At 38.0% G+C, this 25,797-nt stretch carries 22 protein-coding genes and 4 pseudogenes; 13 read left to right on the top strand and 13 right to left on the bottom strand.

Features of this window, described 5'->3' with window-relative positions:
• The first annotated feature begins 9 nt into the window (after window positions 1–9).
• On the top strand, window positions 10–1,368 hold the full coding sequence (gene pdrM, locus HT724_RS06615) for a sodium-coupled multidrug efflux MATE transporter PdrM (protein ID WP_173276717.1): 1,359 nt from the start codon (window positions 10–12) through the stop codon (window positions 1,366–1,368).
• 74 nt (window positions 1,369–1,442) lie between these two features.
• Here the strand turns inward: pdrM and HT724_RS06610 are convergent.
• The 3 genes and pseudogenes from HT724_RS06610 to ltrA form a co-directional block, all read right to left on the bottom strand.
• A pseudogene (locus HT724_RS06610) lies at window positions 1,443–1,994 on the bottom strand (transposase); the annotation flags it as partial.
• Between the two features lie 155 nt (window positions 1,995–2,149).
• Window positions 2,150–3,675: pseudogene (locus tag HT724_RS10480) on the bottom strand (IS1182 family transposase).
• 125 nt (window positions 3,676–3,800) lie between these two features.
• Window positions 3,801–5,078, bottom strand: coding sequence for a group II intron reverse transcriptase/maturase (gene ltrA / locus HT724_RS06600; RefSeq protein ID WP_173276718.1), 1,278 nt, complete (start codon window positions 5,076–5,078; stop codon window positions 3,801–3,803).
• A gap of 578 nt (window positions 5,079–5,656) precedes the next feature.
• Here ltrA and HT724_RS10260 point away from each other — a divergent pair.
• The 11 genes and pseudogenes from HT724_RS10260 to rlmD all read left to right on the top strand — a co-directional run.
• Window positions 5,657–6,105: pseudogene (locus HT724_RS10260) on the top strand (transposase); the annotation flags it as partial.
• Window positions 6,106–6,277: 172 nt separating this feature from the next.
• Window positions 6,278–7,537, top strand: a complete 1,260-nt coding sequence (locus HT724_RS06590; RefSeq protein WP_001227091.1) for a UDP-N-acetylglucosamine 1-carboxyvinyltransferase — start codon at window positions 6,278–6,280, stop codon at window positions 7,535–7,537.
• Between the two features lie 15 nt (window positions 7,538–7,552).
• The gene (locus HT724_RS06585) at window positions 7,553–8,104 is read left to right on the top strand and encodes a GNAT family N-acetyltransferase (protein ID WP_173276720.1); all 552 of its coding nucleotides are present in this window, start codon (window positions 7,553–7,555) and stop codon (window positions 8,102–8,104) included.
• Window positions 8,097–9,374, top strand: coding sequence for a CBS-HotDog domain-containing transcription factor SpxR (spxR, locus tag HT724_RS06580; protein ID WP_173276721.1), 1,278 nt, complete (start codon window positions 8,097–8,099; stop codon window positions 9,372–9,374). The genes HT724_RS06585 and spxR overlap by 8 nt, the downstream gene beginning before the upstream one ends.
• A 15-nt stretch (window positions 9,375–9,389) precedes the next feature.
• A complete protein-coding gene (locus HT724_RS06575; RefSeq protein ID WP_173276722.1) occupies window positions 9,390–10,250 on the top strand; it encodes a methionyl aminopeptidase in 861 nt (286 codons plus the stop codon).
• Between the two features lie 445 nt (window positions 10,251–10,695).
• On the top strand, window positions 10,696–10,920 hold the full coding sequence (locus tag HT724_RS06570) for a YSIRK-type signal peptide-containing protein (RefSeq protein WP_173276723.1): 225 nt from the start codon (window positions 10,696–10,698) through the stop codon (window positions 10,918–10,920).
• Between the two features lie 965 nt (window positions 10,921–11,885).
• A pseudogene (locus HT724_RS10255) lies at window positions 11,886–12,863 on the top strand (DUF1542 domain-containing protein); the annotation flags it as partial.
• A 426-nt stretch (window positions 12,864–13,289) separates the two neighbouring features.
• The gene (locus tag HT724_RS06555; protein ID WP_173251698.1) at window positions 13,290–13,706 is read left to right on the top strand and encodes a hypothetical protein; all 417 of its coding nucleotides are present in this window, start codon (window positions 13,290–13,292) and stop codon (window positions 13,704–13,706) included.
• A 229-nt stretch (window positions 13,707–13,935) separates the two neighbouring features.
• Window positions 13,936–14,643 (top strand): thiol-disulfide oxidoreductase-associated membrane protein CcdA2, encoded by a 708-nt coding sequence (gene ccdA2, locus HT724_RS06550; RefSeq protein ID WP_173276724.1) that lies wholly within the window; start codon window positions 13,936–13,938, stop codon window positions 14,641–14,643.
• Between the two features lie 11 nt (window positions 14,644–14,654).
• Window positions 14,655–15,212 (top strand): thiol-disulfide oxidoreductase-associated lipoprotein SdbB, encoded by a 558-nt coding sequence (gene sdbB, locus HT724_RS06545; RefSeq protein WP_173251673.1) that lies wholly within the window; start codon window positions 14,655–14,657, stop codon window positions 15,210–15,212.
• Between the two features lie 96 nt (window positions 15,213–15,308).
• Complete coding sequence (gene rlmD / locus HT724_RS06540) at window positions 15,309–16,664, top strand: 23S rRNA (uracil(1939)-C(5))-methyltransferase RlmD (protein ID WP_173276725.1); 1,356 nt, start codon at window positions 15,309–15,311, stop codon at window positions 16,662–16,664.
• Between the two features lie 275 nt (window positions 16,665–16,939).
• Here the strand turns inward: rlmD and HT724_RS10250 are convergent, their stop codons facing one another.
• From HT724_RS10250 to HT724_RS06525, 4 genes are read right to left on the bottom strand one after another with little or no spacing between them, the layout of a single operon-like run.
• Complete coding sequence (locus tag HT724_RS10250) at window positions 16,940–17,059, bottom strand: S24 family peptidase (RefSeq protein ID WP_240156728.1); 120 nt, start codon at window positions 17,057–17,059, stop codon at window positions 16,940–16,942.
• A 22-nt stretch (window positions 17,060–17,081) separates the two neighbouring features.
• Entirely contained in the window at window positions 17,082–18,881 is a 1,800-nt protein-coding gene (locus HT724_RS06535) for an AAA family ATPase (protein ID WP_173276726.1), read from the bottom strand.
• A 5-nt stretch (window positions 18,882–18,886) separates the two neighbouring features.
• Entirely contained in the window at window positions 18,887–19,324 is a 438-nt protein-coding gene (locus HT724_RS06530; RefSeq protein WP_001059494.1) for an ABC-three component system middle component 2, read from the bottom strand.
• Window positions 19,317–20,264 (bottom strand): ABC-three component system protein, encoded by a 948-nt coding sequence (locus HT724_RS06525; RefSeq protein ID WP_045615963.1) that lies wholly within the window; start codon window positions 20,262–20,264, stop codon window positions 19,317–19,319. The genes HT724_RS06530 and HT724_RS06525 overlap by 8 nt, the downstream gene beginning before the upstream one ends.
• Window positions 20,265–20,635: 371 nt before the next feature.
• Here HT724_RS06525 and HT724_RS06520 point away from each other — a divergent pair, with 371 nt between their 5' ends.
• A complete protein-coding gene (locus tag HT724_RS06520; RefSeq protein WP_173276727.1) occupies window positions 20,636–21,235 on the top strand; it encodes a hypothetical protein in 600 nt (199 codons plus the stop codon).
• A gap of 40 nt (window positions 21,236–21,275) precedes the next feature.
• Here the strand turns inward: HT724_RS06520 and HT724_RS06515 are convergent, their stop codons facing one another.
• From HT724_RS06515 to HT724_RS10410, 6 genes are all read right to left on the bottom strand, one after another.
• Window positions 21,276–23,231, bottom strand: coding sequence for a DNA polymerase (locus tag HT724_RS06515; protein ID WP_173276728.1), 1,956 nt, complete (start codon window positions 23,229–23,231; stop codon window positions 21,276–21,278).
• Between the two features lie 171 nt (window positions 23,232–23,402).
• Window positions 23,403–23,546 carry a hypothetical protein gene (locus HT724_RS06510; protein ID WP_173276729.1) on the bottom strand — a complete coding sequence of 48 codons (144 nt, stop codon included), beginning with the start codon at window positions 23,544–23,546 and terminating at the stop codon, window positions 23,403–23,405.
• A 17-nt stretch (window positions 23,547–23,563) separates the two neighbouring features.
• Window positions 23,564–24,109, bottom strand: a complete 546-nt coding sequence (locus tag HT724_RS06505; RefSeq protein WP_173276730.1) for a DUF2815 family protein — start codon at window positions 24,107–24,109, stop codon at window positions 23,564–23,566.
• Between the two features lie 4 nt (window positions 24,110–24,113).
• Window positions 24,114–25,235, bottom strand: coding sequence for a DUF2800 domain-containing protein (locus HT724_RS06500; protein WP_173276731.1), 1,122 nt, complete (start codon window positions 25,233–25,235; stop codon window positions 24,114–24,116).
• Window positions 25,228–25,545, bottom strand: coding sequence for a hypothetical protein (locus HT724_RS06495; RefSeq protein ID WP_173276732.1), 318 nt, complete (start codon window positions 25,543–25,545; stop codon window positions 25,228–25,230). The genes HT724_RS06500 and HT724_RS06495 overlap by 8 nt, the downstream gene beginning before the upstream one ends.
• The gene (locus tag HT724_RS10410; RefSeq protein WP_275690537.1) at window positions 25,520–25,654 is read right to left on the bottom strand and encodes a hypothetical protein; all 135 of its coding nucleotides are present in this window, start codon (window positions 25,652–25,654) and stop codon (window positions 25,520–25,522) included. Before HT724_RS10410 ends, HT724_RS06495 begins: the two co-directional genes overlap by 26 nt.
• Between the last annotated feature and the right edge of the window lie 143 nt (window positions 25,655–25,797).

The following is a 25,797-nucleotide window of genomic DNA, read 5'->3' as shown; positions in this document are numbered from 1 at the left end:
AAGAGAAGTATGTATAAGACAAAGTGTTTACGAGAGAAGTTAGTATTATTTTTAAAAATTTTCTTCCCAATCCTGATCTACCAATTTGCCAATTATTCTGCCTCTTTTGTTGACACTGCAATGACAGGTCAATACAATACTATGGACTTGGCTGGTGTGTCTATGGCCACCAGTATCTGGAATCCTTTCTTTACCTTTCTGACAGGGATTGTATCAGCCTTGGTGCCCATCATTGGTCACCATCTTGGTCGAGGTAAAAAGGAAGAAGTTGCGTCAGATTTTTACCAGTTCATCTATCTGGCCTTGGGCCTATCCGTAGTCTTGCTGGGGATGGTGCTTTTCTTGGCACCACCAATCTTGAATCATATTGGGTTAGAGGCACCAGTGGCAGCAGTAGCGGTTCGCTATCTCTGGTTTTTATCTATCGGGATTATCCCTTTGTTGCTTTTTAGTGTCATTCGTTCCTTGCTGGATTCGCTGGGCTTGACCAAACTGTCTATGTACCTTATGCTTTTGTTACTTCCTCTCAATAGCGGATTTAACTATCTCTTGATTTACGGTGCCTTTGGTGTTCCAGAACTGGGAGGTGCTGGTGCTGGTTTAGGTACTTCCTTGGCTTATTGGTTTTTGCTTGGGATTTCTGTTCTGGTTTTATTTAAACAGGAGAAGCTCAAAGCCTTACATCTTGAGAAACGAATTCCGCTTAATATGGATAAAATCAAAGAAGGAGTTCGTTTAGGTCTGCCTATTGGGGGAACTGTTTTTGCGGAAGTGGCTATCTTTTCCGTGGTTGGCTTGATTATGGCTAAGTTCTCGTCCTTGATTATCGCTAGTCACCAGTCAGCAATGAACTTTTCAAGTCTCATGTACGCCTTTCCTATGAGTATCTCATCTGCTATGGCTATTGTCGTTTCCTATGAAGTTGGAGCCAAGCGATTTGATGATGCGAAAACCTATATTGGTCTAGGAAGATGGACTGCCCTCATTTTTGCGACCTTCACCTTATCTTTCCTTTACATTTTTAGGGGAAATGTGGCCAGTCTTTATGGTAACGACCCAGAATTTATCGATTTGACAGCGCGTTTTTTGACTTATAGCCTTTTCTTTCAGTTAGCAGATACCTTTGCGGCACCCCTCCAGGGAATTTTGCGTGGTTATAAGGATACCGTTATTCCTTTTTACCTTGGTTTGGTTGGTTACTGGGGGGTGACACTCCCAGTAGCTATAGTATTCGACTCTCTAACAGATTTTGGAGCTTATTCTTACTGGATCGGCTTGATTATTAGTCTAATTGTGAGTGGGGTTCTCTACCGTTGGCGTTTAACTGTGATTATGAAGAGATTTGAATCTTTAGCAAAATCTAAATGATAAAAAGTTTGTGAAAAAATATTCTTGATAAGGAAATCCCGGCTCTTTGTCAACTGTAGTGGGTTGAAGAAAAGCTAATATCTAGAAAGGACAAATTTCGTCCTTTCTTTTTTTATATTTAGAGCGATAAAAATCCGTTTTTTGAAGTTTTCAAAGCTCTGAAAACCAAAGGTATTTCGTTTGATAAGCTTAACGAGATTATTCGTTGCTTCCAATTTGGCGTTAGAATAGTGTAGTTGAAGGGCGTTGACGATTTTCTCTTTATCTTTGAGGAAGGTTTTAAAAACAGTCTGAAAAATAGGATGAACCTGCTTAAGATTGTCCTCAATAAGTCCGAAAAATTTCTCTGGTTCCTTATTCTGAAAGTGAAAAAGCAAGAGCTGATAGAGATTATAGTGGTGTTTCAAGTCTTCTGAATAGCTCAAAAGCTTGTCAAGAATCTCTTTATTGGTTAAGTGCATACGAAAAGTAGGGCGATAAAATCGCTTATCACTGAGTTTACGACTATCCTGCTGGATGAGCTTCCAGTAGCGCTTGACGGCCTTGTATTCATGGGATTTTCTCTCAAATTGATTCATGATTTGGACACGAACACGACTCATAGAACGACTTAAGTGTTGGAGTAAAACAGTTCAGTGGACTGTTTTAGCCTGAGTTTAGAAATGTAATAACGAAGGATGAAAACGATCAAGTACAATTTTTGCATTAGGGAGTGAGCCTGAGACAAAATAGTTCTCGATCACAAAAAGCTAGAGATTTCCAATTGCGGAACGCTAGCTTTTTAATTTTGAGTCGTTCTCTTATTGTATTTTAGGAGGTTATTGGCCATAAGTACCAATCCCATGTCAATTTTCACTTTACGCTTCCCTCTCAGATTACATCTCTTGTAACCCAAACAAGCCTTTATCTGCCCAAAGACAGGTTCCACATCAATCTTGCGTTGAGCGAAAATCTGTCTACCTTCAGGAGATAAAAGCGCCTGACATTCTTTAGCTTTCAAGTTTTGATAGCGTTCGTTCATATACAGTCCCTTTTGAGGGGCTGATTCAGGTTCGTCGGCGTAGTAAACCTTGATTTCTTGTTGAAAGTCCGTCTGTGTTTTCTGATGTTTAATATGGTGAAAACGATAATACCAGCCATCAGGATGTGTGTAGCTATCCTCCTTGTCATTATAGTGCCAATTCGCTAAGTTTATAGCTGACTGTTTATATCCTCTCTTTTGTTCCTTATCAAACATGGCATATTTAATCAGATGGTTTACCTGCTTTTCATCTAAACGAAGGAGATTCTCTTCACTTCCATATCCAGCATCTGCGACAACTGTTTTCAAGTCATGCGGATAGGTTTCAAGGAAGGGCAGAAGAGTCTTGGTGTCTGTCGGATTTGAGAAGACATCATAGTGAAGAACAAATTGGTTTTCAGTAGCGATTTGAAGATTATAAGCAGCCTTGAGTTGACCATTTTTCATATGATCCTCCTTCATCCGCATAAAATGGCCTCTGAATCGGTTTTGGAAAAACTGTTACGCCCTTCAAATGTCTCCTGATAGTTCTCATATTTTTCAGCACGTACTGAAAAATCGTCTTTGACTTTACGCAAGACTTTCTTGAGTTTACGACGTTGGGTCTTACGTTCGTCCTTTCCTTTAACAGGTGTCTCCTCAATGTCCTGGCTCAGTTTTTCCAATTCTTCTTCAAGTACTTGAGAGAATTCAATCAACTGATCTGAGGAGATAGGCTCTTGTGTATCCAGTTCGATAGCTTGATGGATAAGGGGAGTGATTTCTTCTTGAAAATAGACCTGTATCTGTTCTTGAAGTTTGACGGAAAACTTGTCCGTTGCTTTTTTCCACACGAAACTATACTTGTTTGCATTGGCTTCAATCTTAGTCCCATCAATAAACAAGCAATCTAAGGTCACTAACTCTTCCATTTTTAAACGAAGATTGAGGTCGATGAAAAGATCACGAATGAATTCTTCCATCCCTTCAGCGACACGAAAACGATTGATGGTGCGGTAGCTGACAACCAACTGTCCTGTTAGGTACTGCATAGCCAGATTTTCAATCATCATTTTTTCAATTTTTCGACCAGAGAAAATCCCTTGTGAATAGGCAAATAGAAGAGCAGATACAAGCATTTTAGGGTGATAAGACGGGCGACCAAAGGCATGATAGAAGGCGTGGAAGTGACTATCCTCCAAGGTATTTACCACTTTTTCAATAGTAAAGACGAGATGGTCTTGTGGCAAGAAAGAACTGATTTCTAGTGGTAAAGTTGTTTGATTTGTGTTATAGTGAATATGCATGGGATAGTCTTTCTAAATGGTTTATTGTGCAATTCTATTTTACTAAGACTATCGCAACCAATCGAGTAGGGGATAATCTCTAGCCCCTCTCACACCACCGTACGTGCCGTTCGGCATACGGCGGTTCAACTAACTTTTAACGCATGTCGTTCAAGGTAATAATCCAAACACGAAACCAGTCCACGTTTTTCAAGGACTGGTTTTGATATATCACGTTTAAGTACCGACTTCTGAGCTACTAATTGGTAGTGGTCGCCCCAGCCAGATACCTTATCTGCTATCCATTTAGGAACTCCTAACTTAAGCAATCCCCATAATCGTCTCGATTTCTTCTTCCATTGCTTCCAGATAATCACTCGTAGGCGAGTACGCAAGCGCTCATCTATGCTGGCGACTATACTTTTCATATTTCCCAATGAGAAATAGTTTATCCATCCTCGAATAGACAAATTCAGTTGCTCAATACGTCTTGTTAAGTCTATACTCCATTTCCTCTGTGTTAGTTTCTTCAATTTAAGCTTAAATCTCCGAACACTATCTTGATGGGGACGACTTTTCCAACCATCTGATGATTTCCAGAACCCAAAACCTAGATATTTCAACTCTCTTGGTCTGGTAATCTTAGTCTTGGTCATGTTTACTTTCAAACCTAGCCGTTTCTCAATAAAACGACTGACTGAATACATCACACGCTTAGCGGCTGCCTCGCTTCCGACCGTAATCACACAATCATCTGCGTAGCGCACAAATCGAAGTCCCCTCTTTTCTAATTCCTTGTCCAATTCATTAAGCATGATATTGGATAAGAGAGGAGATAAATTTCCTCGCTGTGGCGTGCCAACTAGTGTTTTATAACGTTGACCATTAATGATAACACCTGAATGAAGATACTTACGAATCAAGGATTCCGTATCTCCGTCTTCGATAATGTTATGTACTAAGGACATCAATCTATCTTGAGGAACTGTATCGAAAAATTTCTCTAGGTCTATATCCACTATCCACTCATAGCCGTCATTTAAGTAGTCTAAGAGCTTTATGATGGCTTTTTCACATGACCTATTTGGTCTGAAACCATAACTCGTATCTGAGAAATGGGGTTCACAAATGGGGCTCATGACTTGGACAATGGCCTGTTGAATCATTCTATCCATAACTGTTGGAATTCCTAGTTTACGGATGCCTCCGTTTGGTTTAGGAATCTCAACTCTAAGAACTGGTTGAGGCTTATATTTTCTCTGTTTTATCAGTTCCTTAGTCAAGCGCCAGTTTTGTCTGAAATAATTATCCATCTCTTCGATAGTCATTCCATCAATCCCAGCTGAGCCTTTATTGGATTTTACTTGATTGTAGGCTTCAAGCATATTTTCGCGTGATAATATCTTATCTAGCAATTTTGACATGTGCATATTCCTTTCTTGTTTTGGTGCCTGAGGGACATCTTATATTGGTGAACCTTCATCTAGTCAATACGTGACAGAGGCCAGTTCTATCAGACCGCTTGTTTTACAGACACAAGTGAAGTAGGATTACTTCAATTAGTTGTTCACCCCTTCGCTCCACTTCCATTACAGAAGTTCCCTCACTACTATGGGTTCGGCTGACTTCTCATGATTCGTTGTTACTACGCTTTCAGCGCTCATGAGACCTCACGGGATAAGTCATACATCTTTCCTCGTTTACTCTCGTGATTTACGCATATAGGTTACGACTACCTTTTTGGACTTTAGAGTTTGAAGCCCCCTTATCCGCTATATACGCCTTACTATCACGTTCCTGTTCGTAGAGCCACGATTTCGCTATCCCTTCCTCTCCCCGCTACCTCACGATAGTCAGGCTTGGGAATCGCTATTGGGTTCACCGGTAGCGGGTGCCCACGGAGGACTTACACCTCAGATGCACGACATGCCCGTCGTACTTCAAAAAAGCAACGGAAAATCCGTTGCTTTTTTGGAGATGAGAGACTATTGTCCCAGACTCATATATTGACGAAACGGGAATCGACCGCTACCTCTATCGTCCTTATGCACGGGTTCCTAGAGGGTAAAAAGTCTACGAAAAGATTAGCGGACGGCATTTTGAACGGACTTCGATTGTTGCAGGACAGGTAGACGGATAGTTTATAGCTCCCATGATTTACAAGGAAAGTATGACAAGCGATTTCTTTGTGGAGTGGTTTAAAACGCAACTCCTGCCTGCTTTGAAGACACCTCATGTCATTGTTATGGACAATGCTAGTTTTCATCCCAAGCATATCTTGGATGAACTTTACTTTCAAGATAAACACTTTTTCTTACCTTTACCACCTTATTTACCAGATTTGAATCCTATTGAGCAAGCTTGGCTATCTTGAAAAAGAAAGTGACTGATTTATTAAGGGAAGTTCCAAATATTTTTGAATGTTTAGAGCGCTTTTTAAAAACTAAATGACTATAGTATCAAAAGATGTTTCATAAAATATAGACTCAATCTTTCAACTTAATCCTATTTATTACTTACTATCTCCAATAAAATTGAAAAGGATGGAAAAAAGGATAAATTTATGATATACTTTATTTTAAAGACCTTATTAGAAATCTTGAAAGAGTATTGAAAACTTAGAATGAGAAAAATTGTTATCAATGGTGGATTACCACTGCAAGGTGAAATCACTATTAGTGGTGCTAAAAATAGTGTTGTAGCCTTAATTCCGGCTATTATCTTGGCTGATGATGTGGTGACTTTAGATTGCGTTCCAGATATTTCGGATGTAGCAAGTCTTGTCGAAATCATGGAATTGATGGGAGCTACTGTTAAACGTTATGACGATGTCTTGGAGATTGATCCAAGAGGTGTTCAAAATATTCCAATGCCTTATGGAAAAATCAATAGTCTTCGTGCATCTTACTATTTTTATGGGAGCCTCTTGGGGCGTTTTGGTGAAGCGACAGTTGGTCTACCGGGAGGATGTGATCTTGGTCCTCGTCCGATTGATTTACACCTTAAGGCGTTTGAGGCTATGGGTGCCACTGTTAGCTACGAGGGAGATAACATGAAGTTATCTGCTAAAGATACAGGACTCCATGGCGCAAGTATTTACATGGATACGGTTAGTGTAGGGGCAACGATCAATACCATGATTGCTGCGGTTAAAGCAAATGGTCGTACTATTATTGAAAATGCAGCCCGTGAGCCTGAGATTATTGATGTAGCTACCCTCTTGAATAATATGGGTGCCCATATCCGTGGGGCAGGAACCAATATCATCATTATTGATGGTGTTGAAAGATTACATGGAACTCGTCATCAGGTAATTCCAGACCGTATCGAAGCTGGAACATATATTTCTTTAGCTGCTGCAGTCGGCAAGGGGATTCGTATAAATAATGTACTATACGAACACTTAGAAGGATTCATTGCTAAGCTGGAAGAAATGGGAGTGAGAATGACTGTATCTGAAGACAGCATTTTTGTCGAAGAGCAGTCTAATTTGAAAGCAATCAATATTAAGACAGCTCCTTACCCAGGCTTTGCAACTGATTTGCAACAACCGATTACCCCACTTTTACTAAGAGCGAATGGTCGTGGTACAATTGTCGATACGATTTACGAAAAACGTGTAAATCATGTTTTTGAACTAGCAAAGATGGATGCAGACATTTCGACAACAAATGGTCATATTTTATACACAGGTGGACGTGATTTGCGTGGGGCAAGTGTTAAAGCGACTGACCTACGAGCTGGGGCTGCACTAGTCATTGCTGGGCTCATGGCTGAAGGTAAAACTGAAATTACAAATATCGAGTTTATATTACGTGGTTATTCTGATATTATTGAAAAATTACGTAATCTAGGAGCGGATATTACACTTGTTGAGGATTAAACCGTAGAGGTGTTTATGAATATTTGGACCAAATTAGCAATGTTTTCTTTTTTTGAAACGGATCGCTTGTATTTGCGTCCTTTCTTTTTTAGTGATAGTCAAGACTTCCACCAGATAGCCTCAAATCCTGAAAATTTACAATTTATTTTCCCAACTCAGGCAAGTCTGGAAGAAAGCCAGTATGCACTGGTCAATTACTTTATGAAGGCTCCTTTGGGAGTGTGGGCAATTTGTGACCAGAAAAATCAGCAGATGATTGGTTCTATTAAATTTGAGAAGTTAGATGAAATCAAAAAAGAAGCTGAGCTTGGCTATTTTTTGAGAAAAGATGCTTGGGCGCAAGGATTTATGACAGAGGTTGTTAGAAAAATTTGTCAGCTTTCTTTTGAGGAATTTGGCTTAAAACAATTATCTATCATTACCCACCTCGAAAATGAAGCAAGTCAAAATGTTGCTCTTAAGTCTGGATTTAGTTTGTTTCGTCAGTTTAAGGGAAGTGATCGCTACACAAGAAAAATGCGGGATTATCTTGAATTTCGGTATGTAAAAGGAGAATTCAATGAGTAAGCATCAGGAAATTCTAAGCTATTTGGAAGAATTACCTGTCGGAAAGAAGGTTAGTGTTCGTAGTATTTCCAACCATCTGGGAGTCAGTGATGGAACGGCCTATCGCGCTATCAAGGAAGCTGAAAATCGTGGAATTGTAGAGACTCGTCCAAGAAGTGGTACTATCCGTGTTAAATCTCAGAAAGTTGCTATCGAAAGATTAACATTTGCAGAAATTGCAGAAGTGACTTCTTCTGAGGTTCTAGCTGGACAAGAAGGTTTAGAAAGAGAATTTAGTAAGTTCTCAATCGGTGCCATGACTGAACAAAATATTTTGTCTTACCTTCATGATGGGGGACTCTTGATTGTCGGAGACCGGACCCGTATCCAATTACTAGCGCTGGAAAATGAAAATGCCGTTCTGGTTACAGGTGGATTTCAGGTTCATGATGATGTTCTTAAACTGGCCAATCAAAAAGGAATTCCTGTTCTGAGAAGCAAGCATGACACTTTCACTGTTGCGACTATGATCAATAGAGCCTTGTCAAATGTCCAAATCAAGACTGATATTTTGACAGTTGAGAAGCTTTATCGTCCAAGTCATGAGTATGGTTTTCTAAGAGAAACCGATACAGTCAAAGATTATTTGGATTTGGTTCGTAAGAATCGTAGCAGTCGTTTCCCTGTTATCAATCAACATCAAGTCGTTGTTGGGCTTGTTACTATGCGTGACGCAGGAGACAAGTCTCCCAGCACGACGATTGACAAGGTGATGACGCGCAGTATCTTCGTAACAGGGTTAGCGACCAATATTGCCAATGTGAGTCAACGGATGATTGCTGAAGACTTTGAAATGGTACCGGTTGTCCGAAGCAATCAAACTTTACTTGGCGTTGTAACTAGACGAGATGTCATGGAGAAGATGAGTCGTTCCCAAGTTTCGGCTCTACCAACTTTTTCTGAGCAGATTGGTCAAAAACTTTCTTATCACCATGATGAAGTCGTCATTACAGTTGAGCCCTTTATGCTTGAGAAAAACGGTGTTTTGGCTAACGGTGTTTTGGCAGAGATACTGACTCATATGACCCAAGATTTAGTTGTGAATAGTGGTCGCAATCTCATCATCGAACAAATGCTGATCTACTTTTTGCAGGCTGTTCAGATAGATGATATACTGCGCATTCAAGCACGCATCATCCATCATACTAGACGATCAGCTATTATTGATTACGATATTTATCATGGTCATCAGATTGTTTCAAAAGCAAATGTGACTGTTAAAATTAATTAGAAACTAGGAGAAAAAATGATAACATTAAAATCAGCTCGTGAAATCGAAGCTATGGACAAGGCTGGTGATTTTCTAGCAAGTATTCATATCGGCTTACGTGATTTGATTAAGCCTGGCCTAGATATGTGGGAAGTTGAAGAATACGTTCGCCGTCGTTGCAAGGAAGAAAATTTCCTTCCACTTCAGATTGGGGTTGACGGTGCCATGATGGACTATCCTTATGCTACCTGTTGCTCTCTTAATGATGAAGTGGCTCACGCTTTCCCTCGTCACTACATCTTGAAAGATGGTGATTTGCTCAAGGTTGACATGGTTTTGGGAGGTCCAATTGCCAAATCTGACCTGAATGTCTCAAAATTAAACTTCAACAATGTAGAGCAAATGAAAAAATACACCCAGAGCTATTCTGGTGGCCTAGCAGACTCTTGTTGGGCTTATGCTGTTGGTAAACCGTCCGATGAAGTGAAAAACTTGATGGATGTAACTAAAGAAGCTATGTACAAGGGGATTGAGCAAGCTGTTGTTGGAAACCGTATCGGTGATATTGGAGCAGCTATTCAAGAATATGCTGAAAGTCGTGGTTACGGTGTAGTGCGTGATTTGGTTGGTCATGGTGTTGGCCCAACCATGCACGAAGAACCAATGGTTCCTAACTATGGTATTGCTGGTCGTGGACTTCGTCTTCGTGAAGGAATGGTCTTAACTATTGAACCAATGATTAATACCGGTGACTGGGAAATTGATACAGATATGAAGACCGGCTGGGCCCATAAGACCATCGACGGTGGATTGTCATGTCAGTATGAACACCAATTCGTGATTACGAAAGATGGTCCTGTTATCTTGACTAGTCAAGGTGAAGAAGGAACTTATTAAAATAATCAAAACCAGATTGGAGAAAAAGTGGCTCTTTGGACAATTTTCGGAGAGCCGTTTTTTTTATTTGCTGAGTCTAGGATAGGTCTTTCTGGTGAAAGATGGTGAGATGAAGAGTCTCGCATGAATGTTATATAAATTTAAAATTTCTGAAAATAATGAAAAATATACTAAATTTACAAATAAGGAATCTCTAAATCCTTTAAAACAAACAACTTGCATATATATATATATATATATATATATAATTATCGATTTTCTAAAACAAAGTGAGGTTGAAGGGAGGAGACTAAGTTGATATAATGAAGTGTTAGTAAACACTGGGCTTTTTTGTCATTTTTTCAAGATGAGAAAAGGCCATGTTTTCCTGTTTTTGTAGCGAGTTGATGCTTGCTCAAACATGGATAGATGTGCAAATACAGGGCAGAAAGAAAGGTAAAAAAACATGAAACAGTTTAAAATGAATGAGCGTCAACGCTTTTCTATACGCAAGTTTTCAATCGGAGCAGCCTCAGTCTTGCTAGGGTCTGTCTTTTTTGTGGCTAATCCAGCGACAGAAGTTCAGGCGGCGGAAGCAAGTACAGAAGTGATCAGTCAGGATGGAAATGCTAACACTGGGAATCCATCTGTCTTCCCCCATCAGATACAAGCAGTCAAAATCCAAGCGTAGGACAAGCAGGAACTGAAGCAGAAACTCAAGGAACAGAGAAAAAAGAGCAAGATAGTCTAGTTGAAGGAACTGAACTAAAGAGTGTAAGTGAAGTAAAAAAATCGGAGAAATCAGGTGAAGAAAAAGTTGATGGAGGAACTAAACCTGTATCCGGTGAATTATCTACTGTGTCTGAGGTAGAAAAAGATAAAAAAGAAGCTCAACCAGAGTCGGAAGAAAAATCCTCAATTATCAAAGAAGAAGCTAACAGAGAAGATAAGATAGATCAATCTCAAGAAGAAGACGGGTATCAGTTATATGATAAATTGATAGATGCATCTAAAAGCTTGAAAGAATCCAATCCTGAGTCGGCAGCAGATTTTAAAAACTTAGCAGATACCATCAACGAAAAGTTAGGACTTTCAGACGACGGAAAGATTTCTGGAGAACTTGTCGAAAAAGCTCACAAGTTACTGGATGGTAATCAGATAGACAAAGCCGAAATAGAAGGAGCTAATAACTCTAGGAGAAGAGGAAAACGTGATACAGAATTGACGGATGTTCAGATTGGCTTAACTAAAGGTCAAGGATTTGATAGTTCTAATATTCGAGTAGTACCTCCGGGGCAGGGCTATATAGCAAAAAATTTACAAGTCAAAATAGTATCAAAAAATGAAAAAATTAAGGGAATTACAGTTGATACTACCAATTATCAGGGAGAAAATTTTTTTGACAAGCATACTAAGGACGGTATTAATACAAAACAAGCGACATTATCGTTTGAAGGGAGAACTCCTAAGGGAGAAGGTGTGATTAAGATAACCGTAACAGGAGAGAGTGGTAAGACTAAATCATTTAGTTTCGGCTACTACCAACCTCTTCAACAACCAACCATTACTGCTATTAATAGAACCCAAAATGATAATAATAAACCTGAGGTAAATATTACAGTTGCAAAGTATCTTTCTCTGCCAGGTGATAGCAAAATGAAAGTGTATCTTGTGCGTAATGGAGAGCAGTACGGAATCTATGATCAAGATTACCATAGGAGTGGTGGTAAGAAGGAAGGAGTAAATGCTTATCCATCTAATTATGAAATTATTGCAACCGCAGAGGTAGGTGAAAATGGGAAAGCAATAATTACTGCCGATAATTATGTGTCTGGGAAAGATATTGGTTCGGGTAAGGTAAAAGCTGTAACTGTCTTAGAGATGTCTGGGAAAGTTAATGATACCGATCCGGATGATCGCGGTTCGTGGTTCAGTGACGAAGTGACAGTCCCAGTGTTAACACCACAGATTGATAGAAGTAGTGCGATTAAGGCTGTAGAAGATAAGTTGGGATTAGTAGAATCTGAAATTGGTAAACAGACAGCATTAGAAGAATCCGAGCGAACAGCAGCAATAGTTAAGGCTAAAGCGGAAGCTCAAAAAGCAAAAGATGAGATTAATAAAGCTAGTACAAATGATAGTGTAGGGCAGGCTAAAACTGCGGGCTTAGTCTCTCTTAGCAAAGAAGAAGCTTTAGCAGTTGTTGATAATACGTTACGAGCTAAAGATCAGACTATTTCAGATAATTCTGGCTTAACGACAGAAGAGAAAACAAAAGTTAAATCTTCTACAAAAGCAGCGGCTGATCATGCCAAAGAGGAAATTAATAAAGCTGATAAGAATACAGAAGAGTTAGTTTCTCAGGCTAAAACGGCAGGAGTAAGTGCTATTAACTCTGTAGCAATTCCAACAGAAACAGAAAAAGGCAAAGCGATTAAGGCTGTAGAAGTTGCTGCATTTGCTAAGAAAACAGAAATTTCGAATCGTTTTGATTTGACAAGTGAGGACAAGTCAAGAGCATTGCAACAGGTGGATCAAGAAGCCAAGGATGCTAAGACTGCTGTAGACAAGGGCGTAACAAATAAGGATGTAGAACAGGCAAAAGTGGCAGGAATCGATGCTATCAATAACATCAATCCACAACCATCTCCACGTCCACTTCCTACGCCTCAACCGCAACCTTCTACTCCTACTCAGCCAGACCAAGGAGCTACTGAGACTCCAACAGCTCCATCTGAGCCAGCTCCACAACCGTCTCAACCAACTGCTCCGGGTCAACCTGCAAGTCCTGCCCCAGTTCCAAGTTCAGCTCCGACTCAAGCTCCTAGAGTGGCAGCAAGTTCTTCAGCTAGCTCAACGAGCACGCAAGCTCCAGCTCAAGAGCAAGTCGACAAGTCTGAACTTCGTGCCTTGACTCAAGAGTTAGACCAACGCTTGAAAGCTTTGGCAACAGTATCTGATCCGAAAATCGATGCAGCAAAAGCTGTCCTCCTAGATGCTCAAAAAGCTCTGGAAGATAGTGCCTTGACAGAGCAAGGTCTGCGTACTGCAGTAGAGTCTGTGAAGGTTGCCTTGGACTCTCTCAAAGATGTGAAAGCAAATGCTAGCGACAGCAAGCCTACACAGGACAAGAAGGATGCCAAACAAGGAACGGAAGATAGTAAGGATTCAGATAAGATGGCTGAAACAAACTCAGTTCCAGCAGGAGTGATTGTGGCCAGTCTACTTGCCCTCCTAGGCGTGATTGCCTTCTGGTTGGTGCGTCGTAAGAAAGAGTCAGAAATCCAGCAATTAAGCACGGAATTGACAAAAGTTCTTGGACAGCTAGATGCAGAAAAAGCGGATAAAAAAGTCCTTGCCAAAGCCAAAAACCTTCTCCAAGAAACCCTTGATTTCGTGAAAGAGGAAAATGGCTCAGTAGAGACAGAAGCTAAACTAGTAGAGGAGCTTAAAGCAATCCTTGCCAAACTCAAGTAAAACATGATTTATGAAATGTCAAATCTAAAAGACGTTTCCGTTTACAAAAGCAGCGACGAGTAACCCTTGTCGTTGCTTTTTGGCTATTTTGGGGATAAGATCCGCCTTGACTAGCAAAAGAAAAGATTGGTCCAGTAGTGCCCGATCCGATTTTGCGTAGCAGAAAGCATACAAATTAAATTGAATATAGTAAAATAGGATTAGAAATCTTAAGAAAGTTGGTTCTTTATTGGAAACGCTAGTATTTTCAATCTCCGTTTTTTTAGCAGGGGTCTTGTCCTTCTTTTCTCCTTGCATTTTTCCACTTCTGCCAGTTTATGCTGGGATTTTATTGGATGATCAGGAAAGTGCAAAAAGTTTTTCCTTGTTTGGGAGAAAGGTTCTTTGGTCCGGTTTGATTCGAACGCTTTGCTTTATCGCAGGTATTTCTCTCATTTTCTTTATTCTAGGCTTTGGTGCTGGTTACTTTGGTCATATTCTCTATGCAAATTGGTTTCGATATGTCATGGGAACCATTATTATCATTTTGGGTCTTCACCAGATGGAAATTTTTCATTTTAAGAAATTAGAGGTTCAAAAAAGCTTTACTTTTAAGAAATCAGAAGCCAATCGTTATTGGTCGGCCTTTTTACTCGGTATTACCTTTAGCTTCGGTTGGACGCCATGTATCGGTCCAGTTTTAAGTTCTGTTTTAGCGCTTGCGGCTTCTGGAGGCAATGGGGCTTTGCAAGGAGCTATTTATACCTTGATTTACACTCTGGGGATGGCCATTCCTTTCTTGGTATTGGCGCTAGCTTCAGGAGTCGTGATGCCTTATTTTAGTAAAATCAAGCGTCATATGATGCTACTGAAGAAAATTGGTGGTTTCCTCATTATTTTAATGGGAATTTTGTTACTATTAGGACAAGTAAATGTCCTAGCTGGAATTTTTGAATAAAGGAGAAAAAAATGAAAAAAATTATGTTTGCTGGCTTAAGCCTCTTGTCATTAGTCGTATTGCTGGCTTGTGGTAAGGAAGAAACTAAAAAGACTCAAGCGGCACAACAGCCAAAGCAACAAACGACTGTACAACAAATAGCAGTCGGAAAAGAGGCTCCAGACTTTACCTTGCAATCCATGGATGGCAAAGAAGTTAAGTTATCTGATTATAAAGGTAAAAAAGTCTATTTGAAGTTTTGGGCTTCCTGGTGTGGTCCATGTAAGAAAAGTATGCCTGAGTTGATGGAATTAGCTGCAAAACCAGATCGTGATTTTGAAATTCTTAGTGTCATTGCACCAGGTATTCAAGGTGAAAAAACTGTCGAGCAATTCCCACAATGGTTCCAAGATCAAGGTTATAAGGATATCCCAGTGCTTTATGATACCAAAGCAACCACCTTCCAAGCTTATCAAATTCGAAGCATTCCTACAGAATATTTAATTGATAGCCAAGGAAAGATTGGAAAGATTCAATTTGGTGTCATCAGCAATGCGGATGCAGAAGCAGCCTTTAAAGCAATGAACTAGCATAGATAAAGAGAATCTGATTACAAATTTCATGGTATAATAGATGGTAACCGTAACGTTGCCGTCTTTTTTGTCGGCCAATAGAAAGAGAAGAGAATGTTAAAGAAAAATGATATTGTAGAAGTTGAAATTGTTGATTTGACACATGAAGGCGCAGGAGTTGCCAAGGTGGATGGTTTGGTATTCTTTGTCGAGAATGCTTTACCAAATGAAAAAATCCTCATGCGAGTTCTCAAGGTCAATAAAAAGATTGGCTTTGGGAAAGTTGAAGAATACCTTCTCCAGTCACCATATCGTAATCAAGATCTAGATTTGGCTTACCTGCGTTCAGGAATCGCGGATTTAGGTCATCTTGCCTATCCAGAACAGCTCAAATTTAAAACCAAGCAAGTTAAGGACAGTCTCTACAAGATTGCTGGAATTGCTGATGTAGAAGTTGCTGAAACTTTGGGTATGGAAAATCCAGTCAAGTATCGCAACAAGGCACAGGTCCCTGTTCGTCGAGTGAATGGTGTCTTGGAAACTGGATTTTTCCGTAAGAATTCCCACGACCTCATGCCACTGGAAGATTTCTTTATCCAAGATCCTGTGATTGATGAGGTAGTTGTAGCCCTACGCGACTTGCTCCGTCGTTATGATTTGAAACCTTATGATGAAAAGGAACAAGCTGGCTTGATTCGAAACCTTGTGGTGCGTCGTGGTCATTACTCAGGACAAATTATGGTTATTTTGGTAACAACTCGTCCCAAAGTTTTTCGTGTGGAGCAATTGATTGAACAACTAATCAAGCAGTTCCCAGACATTACGTCTGTTATGCAAAATATCAACGACCAGAACACCAATGCGATTTTTGGTAAGGAATGGCGCACCCTTTATGGACAAAACTATATTACCGACCAGATGTTGGGAAATGACTACCAAATCGCTGGACCAGCCTTTTACCAAGTTAATACAGAAATGGCTGAAAAACTTTATCAAACAGCTATTGACTTTGCTGAATTAAAAGAAGATGATGTGGTTATTGATGCCTATTCTGGTATCGGGACGATTGGTCTTTCGGTTGCGAAACATGTCAAGGAAGTCTATGGTGTTGAAGTCATTCCAGAAGCAGTTGAGAATAGCAAGAAGAATGCTCAACTGAACAATATTTCAAATGCCAACTATGTCTGTGACACAGCTGAAAATGCCATGAAGAATTGGCTCAAGGAAGGAATTCAACCAACCGTTATCTTGGTTGATCCTCCACGCAAGGGCTTAACCGAAAGCTTTATCAAGGCAAGTAGCCAAACAGGAGCTGATCGCATTGCCTATATTTCTTGTAATGTCGCAACTATGGCACGTGATATCAAACTCTACCAAGAGTTGGGATATGAGTTGAAGAAAGTCCAGCCAGTGGATCTTTTTCCACAAACGCATCACGTCGAGTGTGTTGCTCTGCTCGTAAGAGCCTAGAAACCTTGGAACGAAAGGATTTTTAAAACCACTGATAACAGTGGTTTTTTCATTTAAGGGGGTAAGTATAAAAGTAAACACTTGACTTGAATATGTTTGAATGATAGTCTTTGGAAATGAAATCTATTCCCATATACACATAGAGGGTATGTTTTTCTCAATACCGAATGGGTATATGGGAATAGAAACGTCCCCCCTTTTTTTTCCATGCCTAATTTGTTACAGTTTTTCTGATCTTTCATCAACTGAAGTCGGTTTAATAAAAAGGTAGGTTTCTAGAAAGGAGGAAAAACCAATGGTGAGAAGGAATTCAAGGAAACCATACGGAAACCTGTTTCTTCACGATATAGTTGCCTGATATAGACAGAGTCATTTTTTACATTTTTTTGTGCCATAGTTTCTCCTTATTATATAAAGTTAATCATCACTTACACCGTCAAGAAAACCATAGCGCCCATACCTATGATTTTTTGTAAATTCAATATAATTAATGTCATTATAATTAAGCTTTGGTAGATTTCTAGAGTTTTCAATGACGATTAGTTGTCCTTCGTAAGCTGAAGACTTAAAGTATTCAAATAAGGCAATTTGCATACTTTCTGGAGTATCATTTTTTTCCCCTTCATCTAAGCCTAGTAGAGGAGTATCAAAAATGTAGAAGAATGGTTTATATTGAGCCTGTTGAGAGAATATTTTTCTTAAAGCTAAAACTACAACAGTATTTAAATATGCAATAAAACCTTTACCATATCGGGCAATCTTCTTCTCATTCATTAGCATAATATCAAATTCTTTCCTATCAAAACGACTAAAGCTGGCTTTGTCAAAAGCACACTCAGCTAGGATTGATTGTATATTTTTAGTCATATACTGCCAAAACTGAGCTGGGTATTCGTCTTTGGGAAGATACTCGACTTTTTCATTCTTCTCATTTTCTAAATCATCAATATCTTGAGACCAATTTTCTACCAATTTATTTATAGTTTCAATATCACTTTTTGTTTTGATGTATGATTTATACTGCTGAATTCTATAGGAAAGTTTTTTCTCATCAGGTAGCAAGATATTATCAATTTCAGCTGAAATCATTTTCTTTTGCTGTTCAAGTTTATTTTTTGACTCTAATAGTACTGAAATATTTTGTTGTAAATCAGTATTCGTTTTGTTTAGAGTTTCAATTTTACTAATTAAAGTGGTCAATTCCTCACTGAAAGAGTCAAGATGATGTTCCAATGAATCTTGATTGATGTGATTATTACAGACGGGACATAAAGCTGAGTCTGCTACATTTGCTAATTCATTGTGTGACTCTACAATAAACGATAATCTATTGAAGTCAGATTGATATTGACTTGAAAGTTCATTGAAACGATTGAGTAATACGGATTTCTCAGATAGTTCAGAATCAATTTTTGCAATTTGCTGCAGTAGATTTTCATGTTTTGAATTTGTACTAGTGAGAGTATTTCGCAAGTTATGTAACTTTTCTGATAGTTGATCAATTTCAGTTTCAATATCTATGACTGATTTTTGGTCTAATTCTTTTGCTAGTCGATTGTGATGCTCATTAAACTGGACTATCTTTGAGCTAATATAGTTTTTTACAGAGTCATGTCGTATTTTTCTTTCTTCAGCTGATTCTTGTCTCTTGATTTCAGAAAAATCTTTTCCATAAAGCAAGTAAAGAAGTGCTGATAGGTAAGCTGTTCGTTGGTTTGGCATCTGAGGTAGTAAAATTGATGTAGGACGATTCATATCATTTTCATGAATTATCCAAGAATTTATAAAGGTTCTAACCCCAAGTTTTTGTGTCTTAAAGTTTTTATTTTTAACCACTGTAACTGGAGGAGTAATTCCAAAAACTTGAAGCCAGACATTACTTATTGGCTCTTTGTTTTTACTCTTGTTTTTTGAGTAGTATTCCCCTGAAAGAATACTTGGAAGTGTAGATTCAACAATAATGGTATCTTCTTCGAGGTTTCGACTTAAAATAACTAGACTATCGTCAACTGAAATTTCTAAAGTAATGGTATTGTAGTGTGTTGAAGGAGAAAAAGGGAGAGAAGAGCTACCAGTAAGATAGTCGATGCACTTAACAATGCAGGTTTTCCCGACATTGGAAGGTCCTGTGATAATGTTAAGTCCTTTATTAAAATTTATTTCAGATTTTTTATGTATTCCAGTTACAGTTAACTTTTTCAAGTAAGATGCTTCCATAATAATCATTCCTTATTTAGAATATGTTCATGAGTAAATGCGAGCAATTCTAAATCACTCATATTTTTTAAAGTATTGTAGATGCTATTGGTAACTACCTTATAGGAACTAGCAAAATCAGAATTCAGTTTGTCGACTAAATCTTGACCTTTTTGAGTTATAGAAATTTTACCTATTTTCCCTTCATCTAATCTTATAAGATGTTTTGATGCCAATAGTAGAATCGCTTTTTTTACTTTTTCATGCCTGACAGTCAATTGTACTGAAGAATAAATGCTATCTCCATACAGGTTGATTTCACTAAATTTGAAATCCTTAGCATATAAGCTTAAAAAATTAATTAACCAAAGTCTATCGAGTGATAGGCTTTTTTTATTTAGGCAATTAATTGTGATTAAACATTGCATAGCTACTTCTGAAGTAGTATCAAATATATTATTCATTATCATCTACCCAGTTAAATTTGCCATCGTTTACTAGTGAATGACAAAGACCTTTCTTTTCAGAGTTACCAATGAAGTTCTGGATTTGTGTTATCTCAGGTTTTGAAAATGAAACCGTTGTGATATGTTTGAGTGTTTCAGTAACTTTTTTGAATGAAGTTTTGTAATCTTCAAACAGAATATCACTAATTGAATCATAGGTTTCTTGCTTTAGTAGTGCAATTTGTTGTTCACTATCTTTAAAGCCGTCTCTAATAGCCCGTAATACATAATCAGCGTTGAAGAAATTCACTCTTTGATCATGTAAGTGATTTCTGTACTTTTGGGGGAGATTTTGGACATTGTAATAATCTGTTTTTGGATTACCATCATTTTCAGAGTATGCAATTAAAAGTTGCTTACTGTAAACATCTTCAAATTCAACTAGAGAATCAGGAATAGGTCCTTTTTCTGGTAACTGAAGATACTGTGAGCCGATAACTATTTTTCCATTTTCATAACGGACTTTTGTAATTTCAATTTCACCAACAGATGGCAGTTCTTTTTTAAAAGTTTGGATACCTACTTTTCCTTGCAAAAAATTAAGAAAAAGTTGAGCACAAATTTCAGAAATTTCCAGTTCAGAATCATCTGTATAGAGCCCATATTGATGTAAGGTATCAGCTAGTCTATCAATGGTGTCGACTGTTAATTGATTTTCTATATGAGTTGTAAGAGCAGAGAGCTGAATAATTTTGATAAGCTTGTTAGCTTTATTCTTAGATATTGTATTGCCGGATGGCGAGAAATACCTATTAATTGTATCGGGCGCCAAATTGGAGAGGGGATTATCATCAGGATTCTCGATTGAATTTTCAATTAGTGTATTGAGAAATTCACTTTTCGACATCTCTCCCCCTATGTTGACGTATAGCAAATTAAGGAATTCTGCAAATTGCACTCATTATCACCTCCTTTTTTCCGATAGTATCCGAAAGCCTCCGAAACCATACGAGGTTAAACTTACAAATAAAGTATACTTTGTAATGTAAACCTCTCCCTAGATATAGATTTATTTACTAATAATTATATCAGAAAAATAAGGTTTTGTAATTTTATAATGAGTGCGTTTACAAAGTTACTATCCAACCGAAACCTTGCCCTTGATCACGGCCTCTGACTTCAAAGGTGGAAGTTGTGAATAGCAGTTCAGTCTGTGAAGTCGACTGACCATGATTTAGCAAAGGAAATGCTGATGTGGTCAGAAATAAAATTTAATAGTTTTTTTGGCATGAGTTATTCCTTTGTGAACGAAGGAATAGGTGACAAGACATGCCAATTAATGAACAACAACGCAATTCAAAATACACTCCAGATCGCTATAAAAGTGAAAAGGCATATAACGATGTACCTTGTGCACTTAATCAAGTTCTTGCTCCTTTTGTAATTAGAGATAAGGAAATGAGACAGAGCAAAGATATTAACCCTAAAAACTTAAAAACATTTAAGTTTTATGGGAAAGCTGTACTTGTAGGTTTTGTACCAGTCTTTATTGAGGATTTTGACAATGTCATTAAAATCTTCAATATGGATGTTAACGAGTATCTTAATCGTTTTACTAAAGGTAATGACTTATCTTTAGATGAGATGTTGGATAAAATGTCTAATAACGAAGAAGTAGGTTTCGATCCAACTGGTGTAGACTCTCACGAAGAGATTATTATGATGTTAGAAACAATTAGTGAACTAATTGAAGAAGTAGAACGTCGAAATAAGAAATATGGTCAAATTCTAAGACTTATTTATGAGAATATGGATATCGCAAAACAAGATATTATTAATAAACTTGGAATGAAAAAGACTCAAGGTTATGAAGCTATTAAGAAAGCACAAGCAATGGCTAAAGAAGTCTATAGAGAATTAAACCAATAATAAAAGAAGTCCGCTATCCTATTAAGGATGCGGGTTTTCTTTAGTCTTTTTGATAGAAGTAACATTCATACCCTTCAGCTCGTAGATTTATGTCTCTCATCCAGATTGGAGAAATGGACATTTGATTAGATATTTCATCCAGTTTTTGTGTTGGTAAGCACTCGATGATAACCTCATCGTGAATATGGCCAACGATTTTCTTGTCTTTTAGTTGTTCCATTGAATAAGCTAAGATATCTCGACTAATTCCTTGAACGATGTTTTCTACAAACTTTGGACCATAACTTTCTAATCTTTCCCATCGTTTTGCAGTACCGGTTCCCTCATAAGTTATTGATTCGCCTCCAAATTGATTCTCTCCAATTCTTGGTTTCACATAAGCTAATCTTCGTCCAGATGGGAGAGTAATAAATAACATTCCTTTTTCAACACTGAATAGAATTCCATGACTTTCCGTTTCGGTTTCTTCCTTGATAGCAGTTTTGACGGTCTTATCGATATCCCACCACAGAAGGACAATGTTAGGATTGGCTGTTCGCCATGAATCAACAAGTGGTTGTAGTTCTTCTTCAGCTAATCCCATCTCAATAGCTCCCATTGCTTTAAGAGCACCTACAGAACCACCATATCCCAGAGCCAACTCTGCAATCTTTCCCTTTTGACGTAAGTGTGCATTAACTCCATGTTTCTCTACTGGGACATGGAACATTTTACTGGCACTGGCGCAGTAAATGTCCTCCCCTTTATTAAAAACTTTAGTTCTCCACGTCTCACCTGCTAGATGGGATAGAACACGAGCTTCAATAGCAGAAAAGTCGCAAACCATAAATTTCTTATCTTTACTAGGAATAAAAGATGTTCGAATAAGCTGTGACAATGTATCTTGAACATTGTAGAGAAGTTTAACAGTATCACTATCTTCAGTTGTAAAAAGTAATCTTGCTTCATTTATGTCTTTTAAGTGGTTTTGGGGTAGGTTTTGAAGTTGTACCAGTCGTCCAGCCCATCGCCCAGTACGATTTGCTCCATAGAATTGGAACATTCCTCTTACTCGTCCATCCTTACAAACACAATTCATCATTGCTTGATATTTGGATACACTTGATTTTGCTGCTTGCTGACGTAATTTTAGAACCCTTGCAGTTTTTTCATCAACTTTATGTAAAAGGTTATTTACAGTCTTTTTATCTAGTGAATCTGTTTCTATATTGTGCTCACGTAACCAACCAATCATCTGTAGAACAGAGTTGGGATTTTCAAGACCTGTTAAAGCTTTCAATTCTTCTTGGATTTTTGCTTTACTCTCTGCATCAATTTTGATAGCTGATTGGACAAAGTCAACATCAACTCCAATACCGCAGTCATTGATCTTCTGATCAAGATGGTACTCATCCCATACAAAGTCAGGAACTGGGAAGTTTTGCAACCTTTTTTTGATTGCTAGTTCAACTTCTACATCTCGTTTATTATACTCGATGAAATTTTTCCATTTCTCTGGCGCGTGATTTTCATAATTACGTGTTCGACCACCATTTACTTTTGTGGGTTTACAAGGAAGGCAGAAGTAGCGAATTAATTCACTCCCAACTTTTAGTTTTTGTTCACGAAGTTTAAGAACCGTACCTACACCTTCAAGTGACAAGGGCAATCCCAAGTAAGCAGACCAAATCATGCTACATCGCCAAGAGTTTGGGGATAAAAAGTTCTCAGTAAGTAATGTTGGGTAATGTTTCTTAATCCAATTAGACAGGCAAATGCGTTCAAATGTTGCGTTAAAAGCCCACTTAATGACAGTATCATCAAGCAAGGCTTGTAGGATGAGATTTGGAAGTTCATCCTTAGTTATGTCATAAACAATTACAGGAGCATTATTGATAGATACTGCTAGTAGAAGTATTTCAAAAGATTCATCTTCCGCATATCGATAAACTCCAGTTTTCCGTAGGTCTACATCACAATAAGTTTCTATGTCTACTGATAGTTCTTTAATTTGCATAATTCATCCTTTCTTAAAAAGGTGGCAGAAAGAACTGCCACCATGTTTTAGTGTTTATTTCTGCGACTAAAGAATCGTTCTCTCTCATATCTGATGTCATTGCGAATACTAACATATAAAAGATGGCTGAGTAAAGCGATTGTGAGACAAGATGCAACAGTCCATAGGAATTCAATTATTGTCATTTGCATTCACCATTTTTTGTTTTCTCTCTTTTTCTGATCGGATATCATCTCGAATTGTCATAAATGCAGCATATAGTCCAGTGAATAGCCAAACTGCCATTAAGATAGTCATAAAAATTGAAAAAATCATCTTTCATCTCTCCTTTCTTAGTTTAAGAAATCATCATCGTCTGTAGCGAAGTTATCTTCAGCACTTGTACGACCTCCCAGAGGCTCACCATCTCGCAATTTTTGCAGGTTATTAAGACCGCAAGCAATTCCCTTATTTCCGTTTGAATTGAAAGCGTAGAAGGAGATGCTGGCACGTCCATAGATACCGGAGTATAACTCTGAAGTATCAATGATTTCTTGACGGTTAGCATCAACAATACCAGGTTTATGTGGAGAGTTCGCATTTACGAAGTAGGCATTGCGATAAGCTTCATCATCAGGACGTTCCAAGTCCCCATCTCGTAGTGGTGTTTTCAATACTTCTAAAGATGGAACAGACTTTCCATTTCCTTTCAGTTTTGACTCACCTTCTTTGTAGGCCTGTTCAATTGCTGCTTTAATTTTATCAATAGTTTGAACATCATCTTTTGAAATGATGAGTGACACGCTATACTTTGGTTTACCACCATTAATAGCTTTTGGTTCATTAGCGTTTAAATAACTAAAACGTGTATCTTTTCCTGTAATAACTTTTGTTGTCATAAGTTTAGTCCTCTATAAAATCTGTTTTTGCTAGGTTCATTTCTTGACGATTATCATCAATTGGAACGAGTGTAGGTTTTCCATTTGGCTTTATAATTAGATTACCAAGAAGCTCATTAAAGGCTTGTTTTCCAAGCAGTTTAGTCATCCCGGTAATGTTTAGTAGTTTCTTTTCATAGGGGTCAAATCCTGCAGCAGTTACTGTTTGAATTACTTTATTTTCATCTGAGAATTTTCGAATAGAACGTCCTTCAACTAGCTTGTAACCTGGGATTGTATGGCCATTTGTAGCTAGATTTAAAGCATGATTCTTAACATCGTTAGCCCATGTTATCAATAGTTCAATTTTTGGTAAAATCTCCGATATATCTTTATTACTAAGAGTAGCAGGATCAGCAAATTCCATCTTGGCAAGTTCTAGGTTATCTTCTGCACGTTTGCGGCAAATGCTTTTTATTTTGCAGAACTGGCAGTGTTTTCCTGATTTCATTTCTCCTTTACCTCTGAAAGCTAGTTCAGCTTTAGGAGATAGTTCAGTTTCAGCCCAGTGAAGTAGTTTTTCTTTGTCCATTTCAAATGTTGAAACATTTTTCTTTCGTGGTTGGAAAATAGTCATTGTCACTTTATCAAAACTGTATAATCCTTCAAACATTTCTAAAGCACCTAGAGCATAGCACATCATTTGGGGGTTATGGTCAGCATCAACCAGTACACCGAGACCGTGTTTATAATCGATGATTTGTAGCAAACCATCAGCTACAATAATACAGTCTTCTGTTCCAAAACCTTCTGGAACCCATTTTGAGAAATCTAGTCGCTGTTCAACAAGAACGGTTGGATCTCTAGAATATGTTTTTGCAATTTCTATCTGTTCAACTACATAGTTCCGATATTCTTCTGCGCAATGTTGCATTTCCTCGTTATAGAAAGTTAAGTTTTCAGTAGGATCACGCGCCTTACGTCCAAGTGCAGTTTCAACTAAATAGGCACACAACTCATGGGCTTCTGTTCCTTCCAATGCATACGTTGAAACCTTATCTTCTAATTTTTCGGTTAATCTTACTGATGGTGGACAATTTAGCCATCGATGAGAAGCAGAAGCGGATAATACAGCATGATTAGTCAATACCAATACCTCCAGCCTCTTCCATTAAAGCTGAGTAGTTTTTAGGATCTAATTTTGAAAGTGAATCAGCACCATAGGCTTTTAACAAAGCTCGAATCTCATCTTTAAATCCTTCACTAGCTTTTGTAGCAAGCGCACCTCTTAGTTCTTCAAGAGTAACATGTCTTGGTTCTTCCATAACTTTTTCGTGACTTGAAGAAGTGTTTTCCTCAGACAGTAGTTCTTGAAACTCTTCTATAATTCTTAACTGGCACTTTGCTGATTCCTTCATCTCATTTAATAAGTCATTCAGTTGTTTCATTTTGCTCATTTTGTTCGTCCTCCTTGATTTTTTTGGCTAGTTGTTTTGAGATAACACTGATGGCAGTTAGTGTATCTACTAATTGTTCATCATGTTCAATCAATTGTTCTTTTGTCATTTCACATCCTCCTATCTTTATAGGTAAGAATCATTTTAGAATTTCCGGATTTTAAAAAATATTTTTCTATTCGATTTCTAATTCTTACACCTGTATAGGTAAAAAGAGATGATTGAATTCCGGTTTTTTCAAAAATTAATAAA

Source organism: Streptococcus sp. k-402 (assembly GCF_013277515.1).
In the GTDB taxonomy this organism is placed as follows: domain Bacteria; phylum Bacillota; class Bacilli; order Lactobacillales; family Streptococcaceae; genus Streptococcus.
The sequence above is the reverse complement of the archived record's forward strand: the minus strand, read 5'-3'. Positions and strand labels throughout refer to the sequence as shown.

Excerpts from the sequence above, each read along its gene's own strand:
- ltrA (WP_173276718.1), bottom strand. The coding sequence starts at position 5,078 with ATGTCAAAATTGCTAGATAAGATATTATCACGCGAAAATATGCTTGAA.
- HT724_RS10250 (WP_240156728.1), bottom strand. The coding sequence starts at position 17,059 with ATGGCACAAAAAAATGTAAAAAATGACTCTGTCTATATCAGGCAACTA.
- HT724_RS06585 (WP_173276720.1), top strand. The coding sequence starts at position 7,553 with ATGAATATTTGGACCAAATTAGCAATGTTTTCTTTTTTTGAAACGGAT.
- rlmD (WP_173276725.1), top strand. The coding sequence starts at position 15,309 with ATGTTAAAGAAAAATGATATTGTAGAAGTTGAAATTGTTGATTTGACA.
- HT724_RS06590 (WP_001227091.1), top strand. The coding sequence starts at position 6,278 with ATGAGAAAAATTGTTATCAATGGTGGATTACCACTGCAAGGTGAAATC.
- HT724_RS06575 (WP_173276722.1), top strand. The coding sequence starts at position 9,390 with ATGATAACATTAAAATCAGCTCGTGAAATCGAAGCTATGGACAAGGCT.
- HT724_RS06510 (WP_173276729.1), bottom strand. The coding sequence starts at position 23,546 with ATGATTTTTTCAATTTTTATGACTATCTTAATGGCAGTTTGGCTATTC.
- HT724_RS06515 (WP_173276728.1), bottom strand. The coding sequence starts at position 23,231 with ATGCAAATTAAAGAACTATCAGTAGACATAGAAACTTATTGTGATGTA.
- HT724_RS06520 (WP_173276727.1), top strand. The coding sequence starts at position 20,636 with ATGCCAATTAATGAACAACAACGCAATTCAAAATACACTCCAGATCGC.
- HT724_RS06530 (WP_001059494.1), bottom strand. The coding sequence starts at position 19,324 with ATGAATAATATATTTGATACTACTTCAGAAGTAGCTATGCAATGTTTA.
- HT724_RS06495 (WP_173276732.1), bottom strand. The coding sequence starts at position 25,545 with ATGAGCAAAATGAAACAACTGAATGACTTATTAAATGAGATGAAGGAA.
- HT724_RS06570 (WP_173276723.1), top strand. The coding sequence starts at position 10,696 with ATGAAACAGTTTAAAATGAATGAGCGTCAACGCTTTTCTATACGCAAG.
- spxR (WP_173276721.1), top strand. The coding sequence starts at position 8,097 with ATGAGTAAGCATCAGGAAATTCTAAGCTATTTGGAAGAATTACCTGTC.
- HT724_RS06535 (WP_173276726.1), bottom strand. The coding sequence starts at position 18,881 with ATGGAAGCATCTTACTTGAAAAAGTTAACTGTAACTGGAATACATAAA.
- HT724_RS10410 (WP_275690537.1), bottom strand. The coding sequence starts at position 25,654 with ATGACAAAAGAACAATTGATTGAACATGATGAACAATTAGTAGATACA.
- HT724_RS06505 (WP_173276730.1), bottom strand. The coding sequence starts at position 24,109 with ATGACAACAAAAGTTATTACAGGAAAAGATACACGTTTTAGTTATTTA.
- pdrM (WP_173276717.1), top strand. The coding sequence starts at position 10 with ATGTATAAGACAAAGTGTTTACGAGAGAAGTTAGTATTATTTTTAAAA.
- sdbB (WP_173251673.1), top strand. The coding sequence starts at position 14,655 with ATGAAAAAAATTATGTTTGCTGGCTTAAGCCTCTTGTCATTAGTCGTA.